The sequence below is a fragment of the Terrabacter sp. P2_E3 genome (assembly GCF_056403915.1).
Genome location: NZ_JBFUEN010000002.1, coordinates 25670 through 49644 on the forward strand (window position 1 = coordinate 25670; position 23975 = coordinate 49644).

The 23975-nt window shown below is 70.8% G+C and carries 19 protein-coding genes; 9 read left to right on the plus strand and 10 right to left on the minus strand.

Translation table 11 applies throughout. The annotated features are described in order from the left end of the window. Positions 1 to 3 precede the first annotated feature (3 nt). Together AC1DW8_RS01885 and AC1DW8_RS01890 are read right to left on the minus strand one after the other, a co-directional pair. Complete coding sequence (locus AC1DW8_RS01885; RefSeq protein WP_478091473.1) at positions 4 to 2361, minus strand: arylsulfatase; 2358 nt, start codon at positions 2359 to 2361, stop codon at positions 4 to 6. Positions 2362 to 2523: 162 nt separating this feature from the next. After that, positions 2524 to 3840, minus strand: coding sequence for an anaerobic sulfatase maturase (locus AC1DW8_RS01890; RefSeq protein ID WP_056771553.1), 1317 nt, complete (start codon positions 3838 to 3840; stop codon positions 2524 to 2526). Positions 3841 to 4196: 356 nt separating this feature from the next. Here AC1DW8_RS01890 and AC1DW8_RS01895 point away from each other — a divergent pair, with 356 nt between their 5' ends. After that, entirely contained in the window at positions 4197 to 5243 is a 1047-nt protein-coding gene (locus tag AC1DW8_RS01895; protein WP_156415405.1) for a type I asparaginase, read from the plus strand. 18 nt (positions 5244 to 5261) lie between these two features. Here the strand turns inward: AC1DW8_RS01895 and AC1DW8_RS01900 are convergent, their stop codons facing one another. Beyond that, complete coding sequence (locus AC1DW8_RS01900) at positions 5262 to 8045, minus strand: cation-translocating P-type ATPase (protein WP_056771544.1); 2784 nt, start codon at positions 8043 to 8045, stop codon at positions 5262 to 5264. Between the two features lie 164 nt (positions 8046 to 8209). Here AC1DW8_RS01900 and AC1DW8_RS01905 point away from each other — a divergent pair, with 164 nt between their 5' ends. Then, positions 8210 to 8698, plus strand: coding sequence for a hypothetical protein (locus tag AC1DW8_RS01905; protein ID WP_056771541.1), 489 nt, complete (start codon positions 8210 to 8212; stop codon positions 8696 to 8698). Here AC1DW8_RS01905 and AC1DW8_RS01910 read toward each other — a convergent pair. Together AC1DW8_RS01910 and AC1DW8_RS01915 are read right to left on the minus strand one after the other, a co-directional pair. Beyond that, entirely contained in the window at positions 8664 to 10916 is a 2253-nt protein-coding gene (locus tag AC1DW8_RS01910; RefSeq protein ID WP_478091478.1) for an MMPL family transporter, read from the minus strand. The two genes, AC1DW8_RS01905 and AC1DW8_RS01910, sit on opposite strands and share 35 nt — an antisense overlap. Before the next feature lie 55 nt (positions 10917 to 10971). Next, a complete protein-coding gene (locus AC1DW8_RS01915) occupies positions 10972 to 11721 on the minus strand; it encodes an MIP/aquaporin family protein (RefSeq protein WP_056771536.1) in 750 nt (249 codons plus the stop codon). Between the two features lie 220 nt (positions 11722 to 11941). Between AC1DW8_RS01915 and AC1DW8_RS01920 the strand changes: the two genes are divergently transcribed. From AC1DW8_RS01920 to AC1DW8_RS01935, 4 genes are read left to right on the plus strand one after another with little or no spacing between them, the layout of a single operon-like run. After that, entirely contained in the window at positions 11942 to 14611 is a 2670-nt protein-coding gene (locus tag AC1DW8_RS01920; RefSeq protein WP_478091481.1) for a response regulator, read from the plus strand. Further along, on the plus strand, positions 14608 to 15000 hold the full coding sequence (locus tag AC1DW8_RS01925; protein WP_056771530.1) for a response regulator: 393 nt from the start codon (positions 14608 to 14610) through the stop codon (positions 14998 to 15000). Before AC1DW8_RS01920 ends, AC1DW8_RS01925 begins: the two co-directional genes overlap by 4 nt. Continuing rightward, positions 14997 to 16157: a response regulator gene (locus AC1DW8_RS01930; RefSeq protein ID WP_478091483.1), complete on the plus strand. Its 1161-nt coding sequence runs from the start codon at positions 14997 to 14999 to the stop codon at positions 16155 to 16157. Before AC1DW8_RS01925 ends, AC1DW8_RS01930 begins: the two co-directional genes overlap by 4 nt. Further along, complete coding sequence (locus tag AC1DW8_RS01935) at positions 16154 to 17818, plus strand: peptide ligase PGM1-related protein (protein ID WP_056771524.1); 1665 nt, start codon at positions 16154 to 16156, stop codon at positions 17816 to 17818. Before AC1DW8_RS01930 ends, AC1DW8_RS01935 begins: the two co-directional genes overlap by 4 nt. A 4-nt stretch (positions 17819 to 17822) precedes the next feature. On the opposite strand, the gene AC1DW8_RS01940 is transcribed toward AC1DW8_RS01935, so the two are convergent. After that, positions 17823 to 18020, minus strand: coding sequence for a PDDEXK family nuclease (locus AC1DW8_RS01940; RefSeq protein ID WP_020143422.1), 198 nt, complete (start codon positions 18018 to 18020; stop codon positions 17823 to 17825). Positions 18021 to 18194: 174 nt separating this feature from the next. Here AC1DW8_RS01940 and AC1DW8_RS01945 point away from each other — a divergent pair, with 174 nt between their 5' ends. Then, positions 18195 to 18887 carry a Crp/Fnr family transcriptional regulator gene (locus tag AC1DW8_RS01945; protein WP_056771520.1) on the plus strand — a complete coding sequence of 231 codons (693 nt, stop codon included), beginning with the start codon at positions 18195 to 18197 and terminating at the stop codon, positions 18885 to 18887. 47 nt (positions 18888 to 18934) lie between these two features. On the opposite strand, the gene AC1DW8_RS01950 is transcribed toward AC1DW8_RS01945, so the two are convergent. Further along, on the minus strand, positions 18935 to 19810 hold the full coding sequence (locus AC1DW8_RS01950; RefSeq protein ID WP_056771517.1) for an alpha/beta fold hydrolase: 876 nt from the start codon (positions 19808 to 19810) through the stop codon (positions 18935 to 18937). A 147-nt stretch (positions 19811 to 19957) separates the two neighbouring features. On the opposite strand from AC1DW8_RS01950, the gene AC1DW8_RS01955 reads away from it, so the two are divergent. Next, complete coding sequence (locus tag AC1DW8_RS01955) at positions 19958 to 20284, plus strand: DUF952 domain-containing protein (protein WP_056771514.1); 327 nt, start codon at positions 19958 to 19960, stop codon at positions 20282 to 20284. A gap of 61 nt (positions 20285 to 20345) precedes the next feature. Here AC1DW8_RS01955 and arfB read toward each other — a convergent pair whose 3' ends face one another. From arfB to AC1DW8_RS01970, 3 genes are all read right to left on the minus strand, one after another. Next, positions 20346 to 20801, minus strand: coding sequence for an alternative ribosome rescue aminoacyl-tRNA hydrolase ArfB (gene arfB / locus AC1DW8_RS01960; protein ID WP_200958944.1), 456 nt, complete (start codon positions 20799 to 20801; stop codon positions 20346 to 20348). 101 nt (positions 20802 to 20902) lie between these two features. Next, complete coding sequence (locus tag AC1DW8_RS01965; protein ID WP_056771510.1) at positions 20903 to 21679, minus strand: SDR family NAD(P)-dependent oxidoreductase; 777 nt, start codon at positions 21677 to 21679, stop codon at positions 20903 to 20905. A 51-nt stretch (positions 21680 to 21730) separates the two neighbouring features. Beyond that, positions 21731 to 22876 (minus strand): acyl-CoA dehydrogenase family protein, encoded by a 1146-nt coding sequence (locus AC1DW8_RS01970; RefSeq protein WP_056771507.1) that lies wholly within the window; start codon positions 22874 to 22876, stop codon positions 21731 to 21733. A gap of 137 nt (positions 22877 to 23013) precedes the next feature. Here AC1DW8_RS01970 and AC1DW8_RS01975 point away from each other — a divergent pair, with 137 nt between their 5' ends. Then, a complete protein-coding gene (locus AC1DW8_RS01975; protein WP_082619374.1) occupies positions 23014 to 23910 on the plus strand; it encodes a peptidoglycan DD-metalloendopeptidase family protein in 897 nt (298 codons plus the stop codon). Positions 23911 to 23975: the final 65 nt, after the last annotated feature.

Genomic DNA, 23975 nt, shown 5'->3' on the forward strand with positions numbered 1-23975 from the left:
GGTTCACTCACGCATCAACATGCCCTGCGCTTCACGTTCCAGGTCGACGTAGGGCTCGCCGCTCACGTCGACGGCGACGCGCCTGATGGTGCCTCCCGTGAACCGGTACGGGCGCTCGCCGGGGTAGTCCTGCGTGACCGGGTCGCCCATGTCGCGGCCCACCGCCAGTCCCTCCCCGGCGATCATGTAGCTGCCGGGCTGGAGCTTGATCTGGCCTTCTCCGACCAGGGTGTCGCCGTGGTAGAGCGACAGGGTGCCGGTGGCGACGGGGGTCTGCTCCGTGCCGTCCTTGACGAACGACGCCGACAGGATGAGGTTCTCGCCGGTGGGCAGGTCCTCGGTCGCGACGACCCTCTGCTCGAACAGGCCCACGAAGCTGTTGACGTAGTGCAGCCGGTTGTCCTTGACGTAGAGGCTGTGTCCGCCGAACCGCGACCCCTGGGCGAAGAGCACGCCCTGGGCGCCGGGCTCGGGGATGTCGACCAGTGCGCCGATGACGAAGGACCGGCCGCGCACCACGACGGCCTGGGCCTCGGGCACCTCGGCGTGGTTGGGGTAGTAGACGTACCGGTCGCGCGGGGCCGACAGCTGGGGCCGGGGGGACACGAGGATCTCCAGCGCCGAACGGTCATCGAGCGGGAACCCCTCGTTGGCGCCGGCCTGGGCGTACCAGAGGTTGACCATCTCACGGAGCTTGTCGGGCTGCTCCGCCGCCAGGTTGTGCAGCTCGGAGCGGTCGACCTCGACGTGGTAGAGCTCCCACTCGTCGTCGTTGAAGTGCGACCAACCGCTGATCGTCGGGTGCGTGGTGATGGCCTTCCAGCCGTCGTGCCAGATGCCCCGCGAGCCCAGCATCGAGTAGAACTGCGTCTGCCGCCGACCGGGGGCCTCGGGGTCGTCGAAGCTGTAGCGCATGCTGACGCCGTCGAAGTGGCTCTGCGTGTGGCCCTTGATGGTCTCCGGGGCCTCGATGCCGAGGGCGTCGAGGACGGTGGGCACCAGGTCGATGGCGTGGTGGTACTGCTCCCGGATCTCACCCTTGGAGGTCATGCCGGCCGGCCACGAGATGACGCACGGGTCGGAGGTGCCTCCGTTGAACTCGTAGCGCTTCCACATCTTGAAGGGCGTGTTGAACGCCATCGCCCACCCGTTCGGGTAGTGGTTGTACGTCTTGGGCCCGCCCAGCTCGTCGAGCATGGCGAGGTTGACGTCGATGTCGTCGGGGATGCCGTTCATGAACAACATCTCGTTGACCGACCCGTCCGGGCCGCCCTCACCACTCGCACCGTTGTCCGAGACGAGGATGACCATGGTGTTCTCCCGCTGGCCCGTCTCCTCGAGGTAGTCGAGCAACCGACCGATCTGGGCGTCGGCATGGGACAGGAAACCGGCGTACACCTCCGCCATCCGGGCGAAGAGGCGCCGCTCCTGCTCGGACAGCGAGTCCCACGGCCGCGTGGTGTCGACGGCCGAGAACGGCTGGCCGTCCGGGCCGGTGCGCGTCTCCGGCGTGCCGATCGGGTTCATCGGTGGGAGCTCGGTGTTCGCCGGGACGATGCCCATCTCGACCTGACGGGCCAGGGTGGCCTCACGCATCGCCTCGTAGCCCGCGTCGAAGCGCCCGGCGTACTTCTCGATCCACGCCTTGGGCGCGTGGTGCGGCGCGTGCGCGGCACCCGGTGCGTAGTAGAGGAAGAAGGGCTTGTCCGGCGCGACGGCCTTGGCGTCCATGATGAACTCGATGGCCTTGTCGGTGATGTCCTCACCGAAGTGGTATCCCTCCTCGGGCGATCTCGGCTGGTCGACCGGGTGGTTGTCGTAGGTGATCTCCGGGTACCACTGGCTGGTCTCGGCCCCGAGGAACCCGTACCAGCGCTCGAAGCCGCGCCCGGTCGGCCAGTTGCGACGCGTCGAGGCGAGGTTCATCTCGACCGTGGGGCACAGGTGCCACTTGCCGACCATGTAGGTGTTCCAGCCCCGCTCGCCGAGGATCTCCGGAAGCATCCCGTTCTCGGGCGGGATGGTGCCGCTGGCGTTGGCGAAGCCACTGGCCCCTTCCGTGATGCACGCCATGGAGTTCCGGGTGTGGTTGCGTCCGGTGAGCAGGCACGACCGGGTGGGCGAGCACAGGGCCGTCGTGTGCCACTGGGTGTAGCGCACCCCGTCACCGGCGATCTTGTCGATGTTCGGGGTCTCGATGGGGCCGCCGTAGCAGCTCATGGCGGAGAACCCGACATCGTCGAGCACGATGTACACGACGTTGGGCGACCCTTCGGGTGCCTTCGGCGGGGCGAACGGGGCCCAGTCCTCCACCGAGTCCCTGATGTCGACGTTGACCACACCACGAAACGGTTGCGCCATGTCATGACTCCTTGCTCGCGACTGCTCACGATCGTCGGCGCTCGCGGATCCGACGAAGGTACGGGTGCTCCTCAGGCGGGGCTCCGCCCAGCATGTGACGGGGACGGTGCCCTGTGCCTCACCCTCGGCGGATGAGAAGGTCGGCGCTCACGCGAGCCGTGGTCAGGGGCGCGCGTCATCGCTCGTGCCGGCCCCATGGCAGTCCGCCCACACGGCGCCACCGAGGCATGAGCATGGGTCACCCGGGCGGCGCTCGGCGTCGCGGACGGCATACCACTCCCTCAGCCCCGTGGCGTCCCGGCCCCGACGCAACAAGGACGCCATGACGCGCATGGGTGCGTCGACGTGTCGGAAGAAGAGCTGGTAGCCCTCACAGAGGTAGTGCAGGCCGGCCTCGCCGTCGGGGGCGGTGAGGAAGCGGTCCTTGGGGCAGCCGCCGTTGCAGGCGAACCGGACGTCGCACGAGCGGCAGTAGGCCGGCAGCGTGTCGAGCTTGGCCTGTCCGAAGGCGCGCTGCTGGGGCGAGTCGACGAGCTGGAGCAGCGTTCGTCCCTGCCTGATGTTGCCGAGGAGGTAGCCCGGCTCCACGTAGTGGTCGCAGGAGTAGAGGTCGCCGTTGTGCTCGAGCGCGACGGCGTCCCCACACGTGCGGGCATGGACGCACAGGCCGGCCTGGTCCATGCCCATCCAGTGGGCGAGGGCGGTGTCGAACATCGAGACGAAGACGTCGCCGACGTCGTGGCGGGCCCACTCCTCGAAGACGTCGACGAGGAAGCGGCCGTACTGGTGTGCACTGACCGTGCGGTGGGTGACGAGGCTGCCGTCCTGCACGTAGAGCGGCCGGTCACCGGACCGGGCGCCCCACCCCGACTCGGCAAGCGGGAGCAGCTCGGCCGTCACCCGCTCCACGATGGGGATGAGCTGCACGAACGTGGCCCCGAGCTCGTCGCGCAGGAAGCCGTAGACCTCCCGGCCGTGGTCGCCGTTGGCCGCGTTCACCGTGGTGAGGGCGTTCCACTCGACCCCGTTGCGCTTGAGCGCCTCGAGACCGCGGATGACCCGGTCGAAGGTGGGCTTGCCGCCCTTGTCGACGCGGTAGGCGTCATGCATCTCGCGTGGTCCGTCGATCGAGACGCCGACGAGGAAGTGGTGGTCGCGCAGGAAGGCGCACCACTCGTCGTCGAGGAGCGTGGCGTTGGTCTGCAGGGTGTTGAGGATGCGCTGACCCGGCGCGGCGAGACGTTCCTCCAGCTCGAGCGTTCGTCGGAAGAAGTCGAGACCCATGAGGGTCGGCTCGCCGCCCTGGAACGCCACCACCACCTCGTCGGCGCCGCGCTGGGCCGCGAGGAGCTGGCCGATGTACGCCTCGTGGACCTGCGGGTCCATCCGGAAGGTGCTGCCCGGGTAGAGCTCGTCCTTGGACAGGAAGAAGCAGTACTCGCAGTCGAGGTTGCAGACGGCGCCGGTGGGCTTGGACATGACGTGGAAGGACCGCGAGGCCGTCAGGGGCGCCGCGGCAGCTGTCCGCCCGTCAGGAGCCGGGGCCACCGTCACCCACCGTCGACGGCCGAGGGGCAGCCATCCCCGGACCTCCGCCTCATGATCGACACCCCCCGAGCGTGACACCGGGCAGGCTGCTGCGGATCATCCGGACGGGGTGAGTGCACCGCGTACGGTGGCCCGCTCACGGGAGTGGTGGCCGTCCGCCGAGCGCGTCCTGGCGAGGCTCTGGACACGGCGGAGCGTCCGGTGCCACGGTGAGCGGCACAGGCCGCCGGGACCGGCGGCCTGGGGCGTCGACTCGCGAGAGTCCGGGATCCGACCAAGGGAGACACGTGAGCGACAGCGTGTTCGTGCTTCACACCGGTGGGACCATCGGGATGGTCGACACCCCGGACGGCTACGCGCCCGTGGCGGGTGCGCTCGCCCCCTATGTCGACTGGATCGTGGAGAACTCGAGAGGGGAGCTGCCCCCGATCGTCTTCGAGGAGCTCGACCCACCCATCGACTCCGCCAACGCGACGCCCGACGACTGGTGCGCCATCGCGCGAGTCCTCCACGAGCGCCGCAGCCGTCACCGGGGGTTCGTCGTCCTGCACGGGACGGACACGATGGCCTACACGGCGTCCGCGCTCTCGTTCCTGCTTCCGTCGTTCGGCAAGCCGGTCATCGTCACCGGCTCGCAGATCCCCGTCGCCCGCACCCGAAGCGACGGGCGGCAGAACCTCATCGGGGCGCTCCAGGTCGCGGCGCGGTCCGACGTCCCGGAGAGCACGCTGCTCTTCGGCGAGGTGCTGCTGCGAGGCAACCGGGCGACGAAGGTCGACGCCTCGGGCCTCGACGCCTTCGACTCGCCACGCTTCCCACCGCTCGCCGCGATCGGCATCGACATCGACGTCCGGCACACCCTGGTGCGCCCCGCCGAGGGCGAACCCGAGCTCCGGGCCGGACGGCTGGGGGAGGTGGCAGCGGTGCGGCTCTTTCCCGGGTTCTCGGCCTCGATCCTCGCGAACCTGTGCCGACCCCCGCTGCAGGGACTCGTCATCGAGGCCTACGGGGCGGGCAACGGACCCTCGAACGACCGGGAGTTCATGGCCGTCGTCGAGGCCGCCACGGCCGAGGACATCGTCGTGGTCGTCGTCACCCAGTGCGTCCGCGGATCGGTGCAGCCGGGGGCGTACGCGACCGGGTCGGCACTGATGCGGGCCGGCGCCGTGCCGGGCTACGACATGACGTGCGAGGCCGCGCTCACCAAGCTCGCGGTCCTGCTCGGCCAGGGCCTCGACACCGGCGTCGTCGCCGACATGATGCAACGCGACATCGCCGGTGAGCTGACGAGGAAGGACGACGTCGAGGTTTCGCCGGTGGGCGGGGCGACCTGAAAGCTCTCGGGTCGGCGCTCAGGCGCGCGGCGTCGTCAGGGCGCGGGCAGGCGCGACCGCCGACTGCGGGTCGAGGGCGTCCGCCGGCGCGTGCCGGCGCCGCCTGACCAGCTTGCCGAGCTCGACGACGGCGGGGAGCGCGGCTGCCAGGGCTGCGCAGACGAGCCACTGGCCCGGCGTGAGCTCGGAGGTCAGCAGTGCCTGCTGCAACGTCGGCAGCTGGGTCGCCAGGAGGAGCATGCCGACCGGAATCAGGGCGATCGCCAGCGCCCTGAGGATCGGGGGCGTGAGTCCGCTGGTGGGGTCGCGCCGGTTGACCACCGCGTTGAACGCGGTGCCCAGGCCCATCACCACGAACGTCATCGTCATCGACACGGATGCTCGCGTGGGGCTCGGCTCGTCCGGCCCGAGCACCAACGGCAAGAAGGCGGCCACGAACAGGACCGCCGCGTAGGCCAGCCACATGACGACGGCCGACCGGTTCGTGATGGTGAGGCCGGGGTCGCGGGGAGGCCGGCTCATGACGTCGGGGTCACCCGGGTCGACGGCGATGACGATGACACCGACGGCCGTCGCGAAGAACAGCAGGAAGAGCACCATGGTCGGGGTCATCGCGACACCGCGGTTGACGTCGAACACGGTTGCCGCAAGGAAGAGGAACACCAGCGAGAGCAGCTGGGTCATCTGGTAGCGCACGTACGAGACGACCTTGTCGTACGCGCGCCTCCCGATCTCGACGGCATGGACGAGCGTCCCGAAGTTGTCGTCCGTGAGCACCATGCGTGCGGCCTGCTTGGTCACCTCGCTGCCGCTCCCCATCGCGACGCCGATGTCTGCCTGCTTGAGGGCGGCGGCGTCGTTGACGGCGTCACCGGTCATCGCGACGATCATCCCCTCCTCCTGCATCGCCCGAGCCAGCCGGAGCTTGTCCTCGGGCGTGACGCGGCCGAACACGTGCAGCATCGGCAGCTGCTGCTTCAGCTCCTCGTCGCTCAGCGCCTGCAGATCGGCGCCGCTGATGGCCCCCGGACCCAGCCCCAGCTCCTGGCCGATCGCCTGAGCCGTGACGGCGTGGTCACCGGTGATCATCCGCACGTCGATCCCGGCCGTCAGGGCCGTCGCGACAGCGCTCCTCGCCTCGGTGCGCAGGGGGTCGATGATCCCGGCGAGCCCGACGAAGGACAGGTCCTGCGTCAGAGCCATGGGGTCGGCGTCCATGGTCGCCACCTCGTCGTCGGCGACGAGGCGAGCCGCGAACGCGAGCACGCGCAGTCCCTTGCCGCCCATCCGCTCGTTGGCCTCCAGGAGGCCGTCGAGCGCCTGCCCGATGGGGACCTGCGAGCCACTCAGCGGACCACCCGCCAGGGTGCAGCGGGCGATGACGACGTCGGGGGCGCCCTTGACGAGCTCGATGAGGTGCTCGGCCCCCTCGAGGGTCACCCGGTGGAACGTGGCCATGAACTTGTACTCGGAGTCGAAGGGCACCTCGGCCAGGCGCGGGTAGGTTCGGCGGGTCTCCTCGGCGTCGATCCCGAGCTTCGCGGCGAGCACCACCAGCGCCGCCTCGGTGGGGTCTCCGATCACCGAGCCGTCGTCGCCGACCACTGCGTCGCTGTCGAGGCACAACCCGAGGCCCAGACGCGTGAAGTCCGGGACCGGCGTGCCGGCCACGGCCCGGATCGCCCCGCTCTTGCGGTAGCCCTCGCCGTCGACGGTGAACCACGACCCGCTCGCGTACAGCGTGGACACCATCATCTCGTTGAGGGTCAGCGTGCCCGTCTTGTCGGTGTTGATCGCGCTCGTCGACCCGAGTGTCTCGACGTCGGTGAGGTTCTTGACCACGGCCTTGGACGCAGCCAGCTGCTTGGCGCCCATCGACAGGAGTCCGGAGACGAAGGCCGGCATTCCCGTGGGGATCGCGGAGACGGCCATCGCCGTGCCCAGCAGCAGCAGGTCCTTGGCCGGCGTCCCGCGGACGAGACCGACGACGACGATGACGGCGACCGCTCCCCAGGCGATGACGCCCAGCACCTTGGTGAGGGTGTCGAGCTCCTTCTGCAGCGGTGAACGCTTTCGCGTGACCGAGCTGAGCATGGTCGCGATCTGGCCCATCTGCGTCCGCTGCCCGGTCGCCGTGACCACGATGGTGCCGGTGCCGCGTGTGACGGACGTGTTCTGGAAGAGCATGTTGGTCCGGTCGCCGAGAGCGACGTCCACGGATCCCAGCGCGGAGTGGTCCTTGGCTATCGGCACGCTCTCCCCGGTCAGCGCGGCTTCCTGGGCCTCGAGGGTGGCGGAACGGACGATGCGTCCGTCCGCCGGGACGATGTCGCCTGCCTCGACCTGCACCACGTCCCCGGGCACGATCTCGGTGGCGGGGACGAGGGAGAGGGCGCCGTCACGGACGACCCGCGCCTGCGGTGTCTGCATCTTGGCGAGGGCGTCGACGCTGGCGCGGGCCGTCAGCTCCTGCCGGGTGCCGAGGGCGAGGTTGAGGACGATGAGCAGACCGACGATCACTCCGGTCGACACCTGGCCGATGGCAAGGCTCACGACCACGACGGCCACGAGCATGATGTTCATCGGATCGCGCAGCTGGCTCGCGGCGACGGCCCAGACGGACGGCGGTCTCTCGGCGGCGATCGCGTTGGGGCCGAAGGCTGCCCGGCGACTCGCGACCTGCGCCCCGGTCAAACCGGAGTCCGTGTCTGAGCCGGCCGCGGCCACGACCTCGTCGGCGTCCAGCGCGAAGGGTGGGGTCTCGGTGTCCGCGCTCGACGCCGACGTACCGCTCTCGCTCATGGGTCCGTCCCCCGCTCGGGCTGCCTCAACCTCAGCGCTTGTCAGGCTAGTACCAACGAGCCCCTCCGTGGCAGGTCTGCGGCGCAACGTCGTCCGATGATCCGCTGAGCGGCCGCCATTTCCGTGCGAGCCTTGTCCGCGTGACGAGTCAAGATCCGCATTCGGTGCGCGTCGCCGGGGTCGACCTGGACCTGGAGCGGCTGACCTACGCGACCATCGTCGTGATGGCCGTGCTGTCCGCCTACTCCGGCTGGTCCGACCTGTCGTTCCCATCCGCTGCCGTCGTCGTCGTGTCACCGATCGTGGCCGTGTGCCTGGCGCACGCGTTCTCGGAGGTCCTCCATGAGCATGCTGCGGTGAAGCGGAGGCTCACAAGCGCGGAATGGCTGGCGGTGGCGCGCCGGCAGGTGCACCTCCTGCTGGCCGCCGTGCCCCCGCTCGCCGTCCTGGTCATCGGTCGGGTGACAGCGCTGGGGAACGCCGACACCCTTCCCGCCGTGGAGCTCACCGGGCTGCTGACCCTGGCCTTCCTGTCGGCGGTCGCGAGCAGCCGGGCCGGCCTGCGGGGACCGTGGCTGGTCGCCGGCGCGCTCGCCGGGGGACTGGTCGGGCTCACGGTCATCGCTCTGCAGATCGTCCTGAAGCCGCACTAGTCCGCGGTGCTCCGGATCCCTCGCTGTCGATCGCGCCGGCTCCCGCCGCCGGCCGGGGCGTCCGGCGGAGACCGATGGGCCACCAGATGCGGTCGCCGAGGTCGTAGGACACCGCCGGGACGAGCAGGCTGCGCACGATGAGCGTGTCGAGCAGGACGCCGAAGGCGACGATGAAGGCGATCTGGACGAGGAAGAGGATCGGCAGCACCGCGAGGGCCGAGAAGGTCGCGGCGAGGACGATGCCCGCACTCGTGATGACACCGCCCGTCACCGCGAGGCCCACGAGGATGCCGGGCCGCGTGCCACGGGTGCGCGACTCCTCACGGACGCGCGTCATGAGGAAGATCGAGTAGTCGATGCCGAGTGCGACGAGGAAGACGAAGCCGTAGAGCGGCGTCGACGGGTCGGAGCCCGGGAACCCGAAGACGTGGTTGAAGGCGATCGCGGAGACGCCCATCGTCGCGGCGAACGACAGGACGTTCGCGGCGACGAGGACGAGCGGCGCCACGATCGAGCGCAGCAGCAGCATGAGCACGACGAAGATGACGGCGAGGATCGTCGGGATGATGACCTTGAGGTCGCGCTCGCTGGCGAGGCGCACGTCGAGGTTCGTCGCGGTGGTCCCTCCCACGAGCACGTCGGAGCCGACCCGGTCGAGGGAGGCGCGCAGCGTCTCGATGGTGTCCTCGGCCGCGACGCTGTCGGCGGCGGCGTCGAGCGTGGCCTGCACGATGACCTGGCCGTCGACGACCTTCGGCGGTTGGCCGGGGACGAGCCCCACCTGTGGGCTGCTGACCCCGTCGGTCGACTCGAGCACCGCGACCACGGCATCGGCCTTGGCCTCGGGGGCGGCGACCTGGACGGGGGAGCCGGAGCCGGCGGGGAAGTGGCGCGCGAGCACCTCCTGCCCGGTGACGGAGTCCACCTGGGTGAGGAAGAGGTCGGACTGGGCGATGCCCCGCGCGTTGAGCGTCGGCAGGAACGCCGCGCAGGTCGCGAGGGCGAGGAGGGTGACCACCCACGTGCGCCGGGGGTGGCGCCCGACCATGCCGGCGACCCGGCCCCAGATGCCGCGGGTGCCCACCGCGTCCGCGCTGTGCACGTGGTCGACGTGGGGCACCTGCGGCCAGAAGACGCGTCGGCCGATGAGGAGCAGGAGCGCGGGCAGGAAGGTCAGGGACGCGACGAAGGCGCCGACGATGCCCAGCGCGCCGACGGGGCCGAGACCCTTGGTGCTGCCGAGATCCGACAGGCGCAGGCAGAGCAGGCCGAGGACGACGGTGGCAGCGCTCGCGGCGATCGGCTCGAGCGAGGCCCGCCACGCGATCTTCATCGCCGCCCACGTCGACTCCTCGTCGTGCAGCTCCTCCTTGAAGCGCGCGACGAGGAGCAGGGCGTAGTCGGTCGCGGCGCCGACGACGAGGATCGACAGGATGCCCTGGCTCTGGCCGCTCAGGCTGATCGTGCCGTTCTTGGCGAGGGGGAAGACGACGAGCGCCGCGAGGGACAGGCCGAACACGGCCGAGATGAGCACGGCGAAGGGCAGGATCGGGCTGCGGTAGACGATGAGCAGGATGAGGAAGACGACGCCGAGGGCGACGAGCAGAAGGATGCCGTCGATGCCGCCGAAGGCGATGATGAAGTCGGCGAAGAAGCCGCCGGCACCCGTGACGTGGACGGTCAGGCCGGACGCACCCAACGTCGACGCAGCGGACTCGCGCAGGGCCTGCGCGACGGCATACAACGCGGTGTTCCCGGCGATGGTGTCCTCGGCCTTGTCGGCGAGGAAGGCGACGGGGACGAGCGCAGCCTGCTTGTCCTGGCTGGGGATCGCGAGGGTCGGGGGCGACTGCAGGAACTCGCCGACCGTGCGTCCGGGGTCGGCGAGCTTCAGGCCGGGGATGCCGTCGACGTATCGCTGGACGGCCGTGAGGTCCGCCGGGGTCAGCCCGCTCTGCCGCTCGACCACGACGAGGTAGGGGAGTGTCTGGGTGTCGGTCGTGCGGCCCACGAGCTTGCTCACCGACGTCGACTCCGCCGACGGGGGAAGGAAGTTCGCGTTGTCGTTGGTGGCGACCTCGGACAGCCGCCCCACCAGGGGACCACCGACGCCCCCGATGGCGAGCCAGGCCAGCACCGCCAGGGCGGCCACCCACCGGACGGCGGCACGGCCCTTCGGCCTGCTCGACCCGTGCCTGCCCCCGGATGCGTCGCTCATGGACTCATCATGGGGCAGGCGCGCGCCACAAGGTTGGACAGTCGGCGAAGCACGGTCAGGCCGGCACGTCGGCGCCCGTCGGGTCGGTGTCGGTCTTCGAGACGGCCGTCTCGAAGTACGGGGAGGCGAGGGCCGCGATGGCACCGCCGATGAGCGGCGCGACGATGAACATCCACACGTGAGCCAGCGGCTCGCCGCCGTTGAGCAGGGCAGGCCCGATGGACCGGGCCGGGTTGACGGAGGTGCCGTCGAGCGGGATGCCGACGATGTGGATCACGGTGAGCACGAGTCCGATCGCGAGTCCGGCGAAGCCCGGTGCCGCGGCCCGGCTCGTCACGAGCAGGACGACGAGGACGAGGAGGAAGGTGAGGACGACCTCGAGCACGAAGGTGCCACCCGCGGTGATCGTCGCGCCCCAGTTGTTGGTCCCGAGGGCGCCGGTCTCGTCCTTGACGCCACCGAAGCTCGAGACCATGAGCTTGAGCAGGGCCGCGCCGAGGATCGCACCGACGAGCTGGGCGATCCAGTAGTAGATCGCCTCGGTCGTCGTGATGCCCTTGCGCATGAGCACGCCGAGGGTGACGGCGGGGTTGACGTGGCAGCCCGAGACGGGGCCGATGGCGTACGCCAGTGCGAGCAGCACGAAGCCGAAGGCCACGGCGACGGCGAGCCTGCTCATCGTCTCGAGGCCGACGACGGCGGCGCCCACGGCGAAGAAGACGAGGATGAACGTTCCGACGGCTTCGGCCACGGCCTTGCGCGTGAGGTCAGGAGTCGGGCCGGCAACGGTGCTGGAGTCAGGCATGAAAGTCCTTCCGTAGCAGGGCGAGCGGGCCCGTTCCCCCGGGGCGCTCGTCTTCAGAGTAGGGGTGAGGTGGTGCCGGGTGCAGTCATCTGCGCGCTGCCTCGCGGGGCGCCGGCTGGACCCCGGCGTCGAGCTCTTCGGATTCCCATGGTGCGCCGACCGTTCGGGGAGGACACTCGGTGGGGGACCACAGGGACTCACAGGTCGATGGGGGACTCGCATGAGCGGGTTCGAAGAGACGGGCGACGAGGCGGTCGGGGGTGCCCACCAGCTCGCCGACCGGCTGGCGACGACGCAGGAGCAGCTGCGGGCCACGAGCGACATCCTCAAGGTCCTCACGGCCTCGACGACGGGCGGCGCCGCCAGCCGTGACGAGGTCTTCGACGCGGTCGTCGACAGCGCCCGGCGGCTCCTCGGCGCGCAGGTCGCGCAGATCTACCTCGTGCAGGATGACTCGTTCGTGCTCGCGCGGTCGAGCGGACTGACGCCGGAGTTCGTCGACTTCGTCTCGCAGCACCCGATCGTCCGCGACCGCGCGACGTTGGTCGGACGGGTCACCATCGACCGGAGGGTGCACCAGATCGAGGACGTCCTCGCCGATCCGGACTACCGTCGCACCGACTTCCAGCGGGTCGGTGGCTACCGGACGATGATGGGCGCACCGATGGTGGTCGGCGACCAGGTCGTCGGCGCCCTCAACGTGTGGCGCACGCAGGTCGCGCCCTTCGACGAGGCCGCCGAGGAGCTCCTGTCGACGTTCGCCGAGCAGGCGGCGCTCGCCCTTCGGCACGTCGAGCTCTTCTCGGCGCTCGAGAGCAGGTCGGCCGAGCTCGCCCGCAAGGTCGACCAGCTCGAGGCGCTCGCCGAGGTGGGGGAGGCGATCAGCTCGACGCTCGTCGCGGACGAGGTGCTGACGACGATCGTCAGCCACGCGGTCGAGCTGTCGGACACCGACGGCGGCTCGCTGATGGAGTTCGACGAGGCGACGGGACTCTTCCGGGTGCGCACGGCCTACGGCACGAGCGAGTACGTCATCGATGCGCTGCGGGCCGCGGAGATCCACATCGACCGCACCTGGGTGGGCCGGGCCGCGCGCGGTCGGCGGGTGCTCCAGATCCCCGACCTCGACGCCGCGCCCGGGCCGCTCGACCCGCACCTCGCCGTGCTCCACGGGTCGGGCTGGCGCTCGCTCGTCGCCATCCCGCTCGTGCGTCCCGACCGGGTCGTGGGGGCGCTCGTCGTGCGGCGCAAGTCGACGGGCTCGTTCAGCGACGAGACGTGCGAGCTGCTCGCGGCTTTCGCGAGCCAGTCGGCCGTCGCGCTGACCAATGCCCGCCTCTACCAGCAGCTCGAGCAGCAGAGCGTCGCGCTCGCTGAGGCCAGCCAGCACAAGTCGGAGTTCCTCGCGAGCATGTCGCACGAGCTGCGGACACCGCTCAACGCCGTCATCGGCTTCTCCGAGGTGCTCCTCGAGCGGATGTTCGGCGACCTCAACGAGCGGCAGGAGGACTACCTCCAGGACATCCACTCGGCCGGGCGCCACCTGCTCGCCCTCCTCGGCGACATCCTCGACCTGTCCAAGATCGAAGCCGGACGCATGGAGCTCGACCTCACGACCTTCCCCATCGACGACATCATCGTCCAGGCGCTCTCGCTCGTGCGCGAGCGTGCGGCGCTGCACGGCATACGCCTGACGCTGGAGGCATCGGACGGGCTCGGCCTCGTCACGGCGGACGAGCTGCGTCTCAAGCAGGTCCTGCTCAACCTGCTGAGCAACGCCGTGAAGTTCACGCCGGACGGCGGCAGCATCGTCGTCCGGGCCTGGCGCGACGGTGAGGAGGTCGGCGTCACGGTCACCGACACGGGCATCGGCATCGCGCCGGCGGACCAGGAGCGCATCTTCGACTCGTTCCAGCAGGGCGAGCGGACGGCGTCGTCGAGCGAGGGCACCGGCCTCGGTCTCACCCTGAGCCGCCGCATCGTCGAGCTGCACGGCGGGCGACTCTGGCTCACGAGCACACCGGGCGAGGGGAGCACCTTCGGGATCTCGGTCCCGCAGCCCGACGCCGACCGGGAGGCCGGCGGTGACGTGTGGACGATCGACGTCGAGGACGTCGACGGTCCGACCGTGGTCGTCATCGAGGACGACCCGCGCTCGGCCGAGCTCGTCGAGCTGCACCTGCGTGCAGCCGGTCTCCGCCCCGTCGCCGCGTCGACGGGCGAGCAGGGACTCGACCTCGTCCGGGCCCAGGACCCGGTGGCGGTCGTCCTCGACATCCACCTGCCCGGGATGGACGGGTGGGAGGTCCTCACCGAGCTCAAGAACGACCCGGCCACGGCCGACGTGCCCGTGGTCGTGGTCAGCGTCGAGCCCGAGCGCGGCCGTGGCTTCGCCCTGGGGGCCACGGAGTACCTCGTGAAGCCCGTGAGCGGTGAGCACCTCCTCGCCGCCGTGACGCGGCTGCTGCCACCGCCACGCGCGGACGAGCAGAGTCCTCGGCTGCGCGTCGTCGTCGTCGACGACGACCCCCTCGCCCTCAAGCTCGTGCGCAGCACGCTCGAGCCGCTGGGTTGGGAGGTGCACACGTGCGCGGGCGGCCAGCAGGCGGCGGACCTCGTGCGTGCGGTCGCCCCGTCCGTCGTCGTCATCGACCTGCTCATGCCCCACGTCGACGGCTTCGCCGTCATCGACGAGCTGCGGCCGCACCGCGACTCCGATGGGCCGCCGATCGTCGTGCTCACCGCGAAGTCCCTGACACCACAAGACCGCTCGCGTCTCGAGGGGCGCATCGCGTTCGTCGCCGAGAAGGCCGGCATCGACCTGCCGGGGCTCGCGCGCCGGCTCGCGACGGTCGCCGCCGAGCACGTGCGGGAGGGGGAGGGGCCGTGAGCGAGCTGCCTGTCGTGCTCATCGTCGAGGACAACCCGCGCAACCTCAAGCTCGCGCGGGACGTGCTGGAGTATGCCGGCTTCTGCGTCCTCGTGGCCACCACCGGTGAGGAGGCGGTCGAGCAGGCGAGGACCAGCCTGCCGGACGTCATCCTCATGGATCTCCAGCTGCCCGGCATCGACGGTTTCGCCGCCCTCGAGCTGATCCGGGACCACGAGCCGACCGCGCACATCCCGATCGTCGCGCTCACGGCGTTCGCGATGCACCGCGACCGCGAGCGGGCCCTCGTCTCGGGCTTCGCGGGCTACCTCGAGAAGCCGATCAGCGTCCGTGAGTTCCCGGCGCAGGTGCGCCGTCACCTGCCCCGACGGGAGGCCCCGGAGCCGTGACGCCCCTCGACGGCGATGCCATGGTCCGGCCGCTCACGGGCGTGCGGGTCCTCGTCGTCGACGACCTCGAGCAGAACCGCAAGCTCATGCACGCCGTCCTCGAGCCGCGGGGCTTCGTCGTGCGCTCGGAGGCGTCGGGGCAGGCTGCCCTCGAGGCGCTCGCCGAGTGCGAGGTCGACGTCGTCCTGCTCGACGTGCTCATGCCGGTCATGGACGGCTACGAGACGTGCGAGCGCATCAAGGCCGACCCCCGCACGGCGATGCTGCCGGTCGTCATGGTGACGGCGAGCGGGACCCAGCAGCGACTGCGCGCCCTCGAGGTGGGCGCCGACGACTTCGTCACCAAGCCGTTCGACCAGGCCGAGCTCGTGGCGCGGGTCCGGTCGCTGGCGCGCGTCAAACGACTGCACGACACGGTGCTCGAGCAGACCGTCGCGCTCGAGCGCTGGAACGCCGAGCTCGAGACCCGGGTGGCCGAGCAGGTGGACGACCTCGACCGGCTGGGCCGCCTGCGCCGGTTCCTGTCTCCGCAGATCGCGGGCCTCATCGTCGAGTCCGGCGACGAGTCGTTCCTCGAGAGCCACCGACGCGACATCACCACCGTCTTCACCGACCTCCGGGGTTTCACCGCGTTCGCGGAGACCGCCGAGCCGGAGGAGACGATGTCCGTGCTGCGCGAGTACCACGGCGCCCTCGGGGAGCTCGTCTTCGCCTACGAGGGCACGTTGGAGCACTTCGCCGGCGACGGGCTCATGGTGTTCTTCAACGACCCCCCGCCGTGTCCGGACGCACCCGAGCGGGCCGTGCGCATGGCGCTCAACATGCGCGACCGCGTCGACGACCTCGCGTCCGGGTGGTCCCGGCAGGGGCACCAGCTCGGCTTCGGGGTGGGCATCGCGCAGGGCTACGCGACGCTCGGTCGGGTCGGCTTCGAAGGACGCTGGGACTACGCGGCGATCGGGACCGTCACCAACGTCGCGGCCCGCCTCTGCGCGGCCGCTGCCGCCCGCCAGATCCTCATCAGCCCCCGCGTGCGTGCCGGGATCGACGAGCGCTTCGAGACGCGCTCGCTCGGGCCGGTGGAGCTGCGCGGCATCTCGCGGCCCCTCGAGGTCCACGAGGTCATCGGCACCACCGACCGGGAGGACGACCCATGAAAGCGACGACCCAGGCCCCGATCGTCCCGACGGTGGACGGCGGTGGCCTCGACGCGCTCGACGAGGTGGCGCGCGGCCGACTGTTCGACGACCTGCAGCAGGCCCTGCCCGATGTCTGGCGCCGCTTCGGTCAAGCCGACCCACGGGAGTCGGTGGTCGTCGTGCCGTCGATGAGCGTCGACAACCTCACGCAGTCGGCGGGCGCCATGAACCAGGCCATGGAGGAGCGTTTCCTCTTCATGCTGCTGCTCCTGCGTCAGCCGCGCCTCCGGATGGTCTACGTGACGTCGATGCCGATCAACGAGCACATCATCGAGTACTACCTGTCGCTGCTCCCCGGCGTCATCCCGAGCCATGCCCGGGCCCGACTCGACCTGGTCTCGGTGGGTGACTCCTCCCCGCGGCCTCTGACCGACAAGCTGCTGGCCCGCCCCCGGGTCCTGTCCCGCATCACCTCCCTCGTGACGGACCCGGCACGGTCGCACATCGTCCCGTACACGAGCACGACGCGCGAGCGTGACCTGGCGCTGATGCTCGGCATCCCCATGTATGCCGCGGACCCGCGCCTCTATCCGCTGGGCACCAAGACCGGCTGCCGACGGATCTTCGCCGAGGCCGGCGTCGACCATCCCTTCGGCGCCGAGGACGTCCACACCGTCGACGAGGTCGTCGACGCCGTGCTCGAGCTGCACGCGTCGCGGCCCGGCGCGCAGTGGGCGATGGTCAAGCTCGACGAGGGTGTCTCGGGCTCCGGCAACGCCCTCGTCGACCTGACCGCCGTGGACGCGGCGGCCGAGGCGGCCGCGGCGGCCGCGGCGGCCGTGGATCCGGGCGGCGAGACAGGCGCGCTGCGTGCGGTCGTCACCGAACGGGTGCTGGGCATGCAGCTCGAGGACGCACGCATCGAGACCGGTGCCTACCTCGGGCGGCTGGACGAGCGCGGTGGCATCGTCGAGGAGCGCATCGTCGGTGACGAGGTGCGCAGTCCGAGCGTGCAGCTGCGCGTGACGCCCCTGGGGGAGCTGGAGATCCTCTCGACCCACGACCAGGTCCTCGGTGGCCCGACGGGCCAGATGTACCTCGGTGCGCGGTTCCCGGCCGATCCGGCCTACGCGACGACGATCACGAGGGAGGCGGAGAAGGTGGGTCGCATCCTCGCGGACAAAGGGGTGCTCGGGCGGTTCGCCCTCGACTTCGTCGTCGTCCGCCAGGGCAAGCAATGGCAGACCCACGCCATCGAGATCAACCTGCGCAGGGGCGGTACGACGCACCCGTTCCTCACGCTGCAGTTCCTGACCGACGGCACCTATGTCCACGAGGAGGGGCGCTTCGTCACCCCGTCCGGCGCCGAACGCCACCTCGTGGCGACCGACCACCTCGAGGACGAGACGCTCCGGGGCATGGGTGTCGACGACCTCTTCGACCTCGTGGCGCGCGCCGGCCTCCACTTCGACCAGTCGCGCCAGACGGGCGTCGTCTTCCACATGATCAGCTCGATCACCGAGTGCGGCCGCGTCGGCATGACCGCCATCGGGGACACGCCAGACTCCGCCCAGGATGTGTTCGACCGGGCGGAGTCGGCGTTGCTCGCCGAGGCGCGTGCGTCGCTGGCGCCGCTCCCCGTGCCCCTGCGGGGGCGCCTCGGCGAGGGTCTGCGGTGACCGTTCAGGGAGCGATCGAGGCCGAGTGGATGAGGGCACCCACGAACGCCTGGTGCCACGTCAGGCGGGCCACGACGGAGCGGGCCGAGGCGCCGCCGCAGTCGCACTCCCACGTCCACCCGCCTCGGGGCAGGCGCGTCACCCGGGGGTGGTGGTGCGCGAGGTCCGGGTGGACCCGTCGTCGTGCCGTTGTCGTCGTCATGGAAGTGCCTTCCCTCGGTGAGGGGTTCGCTGCCCCTCGTGCTGCAGATGTCCCGGTGCGGTCACGTTCTGGTGTCGTCTCCCACGACGGTCCCGCCGCCGCCGGCCGCTGTCTGTGCGCGCGGCGACACCCCGGCAGTGCTCGCCGGCACCGGGACCGGACGGCAGGGCGGCCGTGACCCTCGACCTCGGGCTGCTGTCCGACCTCGCGCCGGCCGAGCGTCGGGAGGTCGTGGCGTCGATGCACCGCCACACGTACGACGCGGGCGACGTGGTCTTCCACGAGGGGGACGCCGCCGACACCGTGCACTTCGTCGTCGAGGGCCGGGTCGTCGCCCGCCGGTCGTCGGAGCAGGGGGACCGGCTGGCCTACGCCGTCATGGGCCCGGGCCAGGCCTTCGGCGAGCTCGCGATGATCGTGCGCGCCGGCCGGCGGACGGCGACGATCGAGGCGGTCGAGCGGACCGTGACCCTGTCGCTGTCCTTCGCGGACTTCGAGCGGCTGTGCGACCGCCACCCTGAGGTCAACCGTCTCCTCGTGCGCCTCCTCGCAGCCCGGGTCAGCCGACTGACCGACGCGCTCATGGAGGCCTTGCACACGCCCGCCGAGCTCCGTGTGGTGCGCAGCCTCGTGTCCTTGTGTGGGGTGTATGCCGTTGCCGCACCGTCACGCTCCCCGGTGACGGTGCACCTCAACCAGTCCGAGCTGGCCGAGCTGGCGGGGGTCACCCGGCCGACGGCCAACCGCGTCCTGCGTCGCCTCGAGTCGGCCGGGGCCGTGGTCCTCGACCGTGGCCGCGTCACCGTCGTCGACCCGCAGGCCCTGCGCCGGTCGGGGACCCACGCCCTCGGGCCCGGGCCGGCCTGACCTCCGCACGAGACACGATGGTGTCTCGGGTCGCGGCCAAACCGACGTCAGCCGTGGATGAACCGCTCGAGGACGCTCGCGAAGCGGTCCGGCTGCTCGAGGTGCGGGAAGTGGCCGGCGCCCTCGAACAGCACGACCTCGGCGCCGGGGAACACCTCGTGGGCGCGCTCCGCGTGGCCGACGGGGATCATCCGGTCCCGGGTGCCCCAGATGACGAGGGTGCGGATGTGGTCTGCGGTCGTCAGCTGCCCGTGCGCGTTGACCGTCTGGCCGCCGGGGTCGATGACGCCGCGGGTCGTGGCCAGGAAGGCCCGACGGCTCTCGGCGTCCGAGAGGGACGTGAAGCCCTTCCACGCGGCCGAGACGTCGGCGCTCGGTCGCCAGCCGAGGCCGCGAACGGCGCGCCCGACGGTCTCGACGCGGCCGCGCACCCAGGCCGAGGCGATGACCGGCAGCACGAGCTCGGCACCGGGGAGGGTCGCCGAGCGCAGCAGTGGGCTGACAGATCTCCCGAGGCCTCCGCTGGAGACGAGGACGAGGGCTTCGACGCGCTCGGGGAAGAGGTAGCAGAACTGCATGGCGATGCCCCCACCGAGGGAGTGGCCCACGAGCGTGACCTTCGCGATGCCGAGCCGGTCGATGAGGTCGCGCAGGATCGCGGCGTGCGACCCGAGCGAGTAGTCGCCGACGGGCTTGGCCGAGGCGCCGTGCCCGAAGAGGTCGGGGATGACGACCCGGTGCTCGGTGTCGAGGCGGTCGACGAGGTGGGTCCAGTTCTCGTGCGAGCCGAGCAGGCCGTGGATGAAGAGGATCGCGGAGCCGTGGCCGGTGTCGACGTAGGAGAGGTCGTGGCCGCCGAGGTTCGCCACGCTCGGCGGGTATCTCAGCTCGGCCTCGTCCCGAGGGTCCTGCGTCCTGGTCATGGTGCGCCGTCCTCCCAGCAGGTGCGTGCGGCCGGGGACTGCGGTCGACCGCGATCCACACCCCCAGCCTCTCTCTCCTCAGGGGGCGTGGGCGCTGCCTGAGATACACGTCACCGCTCGCGGGCCTGCTTGGTAGCGTCGCGGCGCATGATCTACCACCTGGCCGAGCAGGCCCACTGGCAGCAGGCTCTCCGGGACGGCACCTATGCGCGTTCGACGCGCGGCCGCTCGCTCGCCGAGGAAGGCTTCGTCCATGCCTCGTCGGCGGAGCAGTGGCCCGTCGTGCGGTCGCGCTTCTACGCCGACGTCACGGAACCCCTCGTGCTGCTGCACATCGACGAGTCGCGGCTGTTGTCGCGCGTGGTCCGCGAGGTCGGGGACCCGGCGACGGGTGAGACGTTCCCGCACGTCTACGGCCCCGTCGACGTCGACGCGGTCGTCGACACGACGCTGCTCGAGCCTCCGCACGCCTGACGTGTCGAGAAGGCCACGCCCGGTCGGTTCCGTACGTCGAGTGCTCCCGTCATGCGCTCCGTCAGTCGGGTCGGATGCGGCCACGACCCGACTTGACCTCGGAGCGGCGCTTCTTGCCCTCGATCCGCCGCCGCTGCGAGCCGCGCGTCGGTTTCGTGGCCCGTCGGGCCGGCGGCGGGGGAGCCAGGCCGTCGCGCAGCAGGTCGACGAGACGCTCGCGGGCCGCGGCCCGGTTGCGCAGCTGTGAGCGCTGCTCGGAGGCCACGATCGTGAGCCGTCCGGCGACGAGCCGACCGTCGAGGGCGGTGACGAGGCGCTCGCGCTGGGCCGGCGTCAGGGCGGTCGAGGTCTCCGGGTCGAAGACGAGCTCGACCCGGCTGTCCGTCGTGTTGACGCCCTGACCGCCGGGGCCGGAGGACCGGCTGAAGCGCTCGACGAGCTCGCCGGCGGGGATGACGAGACCGCGCCGCAGGCCGGGACCGGCTGCGATCACGAGGTCACCGCCGGGCTCGTTCACACCCCCAGTGTCCCAGCGCTGGCCGGCTCGGCGTCCACACGTGTGAGGTCGTGCCCGTTCGAGCGCTCACTCGACTGGGAGGGTGGAGCGGCGTGGGCGACTCAGCGCGGCGGCATACGCAGGGCGCCGTCGAGGCGGATGACCTCACCGTTGAGCATCGGGTTGTCGACGATGTGGCGCACGAGGTTGGCGTACTCCTCGGGGCGGCCGAGGCGCGACGGGTGCGGCACCTGCTTCTCGAGGACCTCCTTGACCTCGCCCGGCAGGCCGGCGAGCATCGGCGTCTCGAAGGTGCCGGGAGCGACGGTCATGACGCGGATCGCCTTGTCCGCGAGGTCTCGAGCCGCCGACAGGGTGAGGCCGACGATGCCGCCCTTGCTCGCGGCGTACGCAGCCTGGCCGATCTGGCCGTCGAAGGCGGCGATGCTCGCCGTGTTGACGATGACGCCTCGGTCGCCGTCGACGGCCTCGTTGCCGAGCATCGCCGCTGCCGCGAGACGGAGCACGTTGAACGAGCCGACAAGGTTGATGTCGATGACCGTCTTGAACGTGTCGAGCGAGAGCGGCCCACCCCGCCCGATGACGCGGCCCGGTGTCGCCACCCCCGCACAGTTGACGGCGATGCGCAGCTCGCCGAGCGCGGTGGCCCGGTCGATCGCGGCCTGCACCTGGGCCTCGTCGCGCACGTCGGCCGCGACGAAGACGGCGCTGCCTTCGCGCTGCGCGTTGAGCTCGTCGACGAGCGCCGGGGCCGTGGAGCCCTCGAGGTCGATGATGACGACGGTGGCGCCGTCGGCGACGAGGCGGCGAGCGGTGGCACCGCCGAGGCCGGAGCCACCACCGGTGACGACGGCGACGGTGGACGAGTTCAGCTGCATGACAGGCCTTTCGGGCGTCGGGAGGTCAGCGGGAGCAGATGCCGGTCGGCGTCAACGGGCGAGGAGCTGGCGCGAGATGACGAGGCGCTGGATCTGGTTGGTGCCCTCGAAGATCTGGGTCACCTTCGCCTCGCGCATGTAGCGCTCGAGCGGGAAGTCCTCGGTGTAGCCGGCGCCGCCGAGCACCTGGACGGCGTCGGTGGTCACCTTCATGGCCGCGTCGGTGGCGATGAGCTTGGCGACGGCGGCCTCCTTGCCGAAGCCGCGGCCGGCGTCCTTGAGGCGGGCCGCGTGGAGGTAGGTGGCACGGGCCGAGGTGACCGCGGCCTCCATGTCGGCGATGAGGAAGGCGAGTCCCTGGAAGTCGGCGATGCGTCGGCCGAACTGCTGGCGCTCGGTCGCGTAGTCGGCGGCGGCGTCGAGGGCGGCCTGGGCCAGGCCCGTGGCGGCAGCGGCGATGCCGAGGCGTCCCGCGTCGAGGGCCGACAGGGCCATCTTCATGCCGTCGCCCTCGCGGCCGACCAGCCGCGCGCCGTCGACGGGGACGCCGTCGAACATGACCTGGGCGACGGGGTCGCAGTGCAGGCCCATCTTGCGCTCGGGCTCGGCGAAGGTCAGGCCTGCGGCGTCACCGGGGACGATGAAGGTCGACAGGCCCTTGCCGCCGTCGTCGGACGTGCGGGCGAAGGTCGTGTAGTAGTCGGCGTGCCCGGCGTGCGAGATCCACGCCTTGGTGCCCTTGAGCGACCAGCCGTCGTCGGTGCGGGTCGCCCGCGTCGTCATCGAGGCGATGTCGGAGCCGGCCAGGGGCTCGGAGAGGCAGTAGGCACCGAGCTGCTCGCCCGAGAGCATCCCGGGCAGCAGGGCCTCCTGCTGCTCGCGGGTGCCGAAGGTCGCGACGGGGTAGGCCGTGAGGCTGTGCACGCTGACGCCGACGGCCACGCTCATCCAGACGGACGCGATCTCCTCGACGACCTGGAGATAGACCTCGTAGGGCTGGTCGGCCCCACCGAACTCCTCGGGGTAGGGCAGCGACAGCAGGCCCGCCCGGCCCAGGGTGCGGAAGGTCTCCTCGGGAAAGGTGCGGGCGCGTTCGGCGTCGTCGACCTTCGGCGCGAGGTCCTTGCGGCAGATCTCTCGCGTCAGCTCGATCAGGTCGGTGGCTTCGTCGGTCGGCATCAGCCTCGTCGCTGGCATGGATCGATACTAGGACGTCCGAGCATTTCGTCCAAAGTGTGAGACGGACCCGGTGGTCGAGGGGTTAGCCGCTTGTTAGGCCGCGTCGGTTCAGTGGCTCGTACAGGGCACCACCTCATCGCTCGGAAGGACACGAGATGTTCAGGAGATTCGCAGTCGGACTGGTCGCCGTGCTCGGCGTCGCAGCCGCCCTCGTCGGCACCGCGCCGAACGCCAACGCCACGGCCCGCAACGGGGTGTGCGAGTCCGGCGAGTTCTGTCTCTACTACAACAGCGGCAACGCCGGGTCGCGCGTCGACCTCGTCAACTCGCAGCGCGACTACGGCACCGGCTCGGGGTGCATCGAGTTCGTCAGCAGCGGCTCGGGCCAGGGCCAGTGCGTCAAGAACAACACGGCGTCGGTCTGGAACCGCACCGGGACGTCGGTCTTCGTCTTCTACAACAGCGACTTCGGCGGCGTCTACGACGAGGTGCCCAACGGCGCCCAGGTCGACCTCAACTCCAACGTCAAGAACAACAACGCCTCGCAGATCATCGGCGACGCGTCGCTGCGCTTCCCGCTCTCGGTCAACCAGGCCGACATCAAGAACCGCACGCCGCACTGGTGCTGGGACAGCAAGGTCAACTGCCACCACGACTACAACGCTGCCGACATCTTCGCCGCGACCGGCACCTCGGTCCTCTCGCCGGTCAACGGGACGGTCATGACGAAGAACATCCGCGCGGGCAGCACCGGCTGCGACAGTGTCGGCAGCACCGTCACGGTCAAGGACGGCTTCGGCCGACTCTGGTACTTCGCCCACATGGACGACAGCCCCGCGCCGGTGGTCTCGGTCGGGCAGTCGGTGACCAAGGGCCAGCGCATCGGCTACGTCGGCACGAAGTACCACGCCCTCTGCACCGACTCCCACCTGCACATCGACATGCGGGTCGGCGTCGACTCGCGCGTCTCGTGCAGCGCGGCCGCGTGCGCGAGCTACGGCTTCGTCAACAACCAGCCCCTGCTGCGCAACGCCTTCCTCGCGCTCCCCTGAGCGCCCGACCGGTGGCCGGGACCGCTGAGGTCCCGGCCACCGCCGTGCCCGGTTGGCCCGGGTCG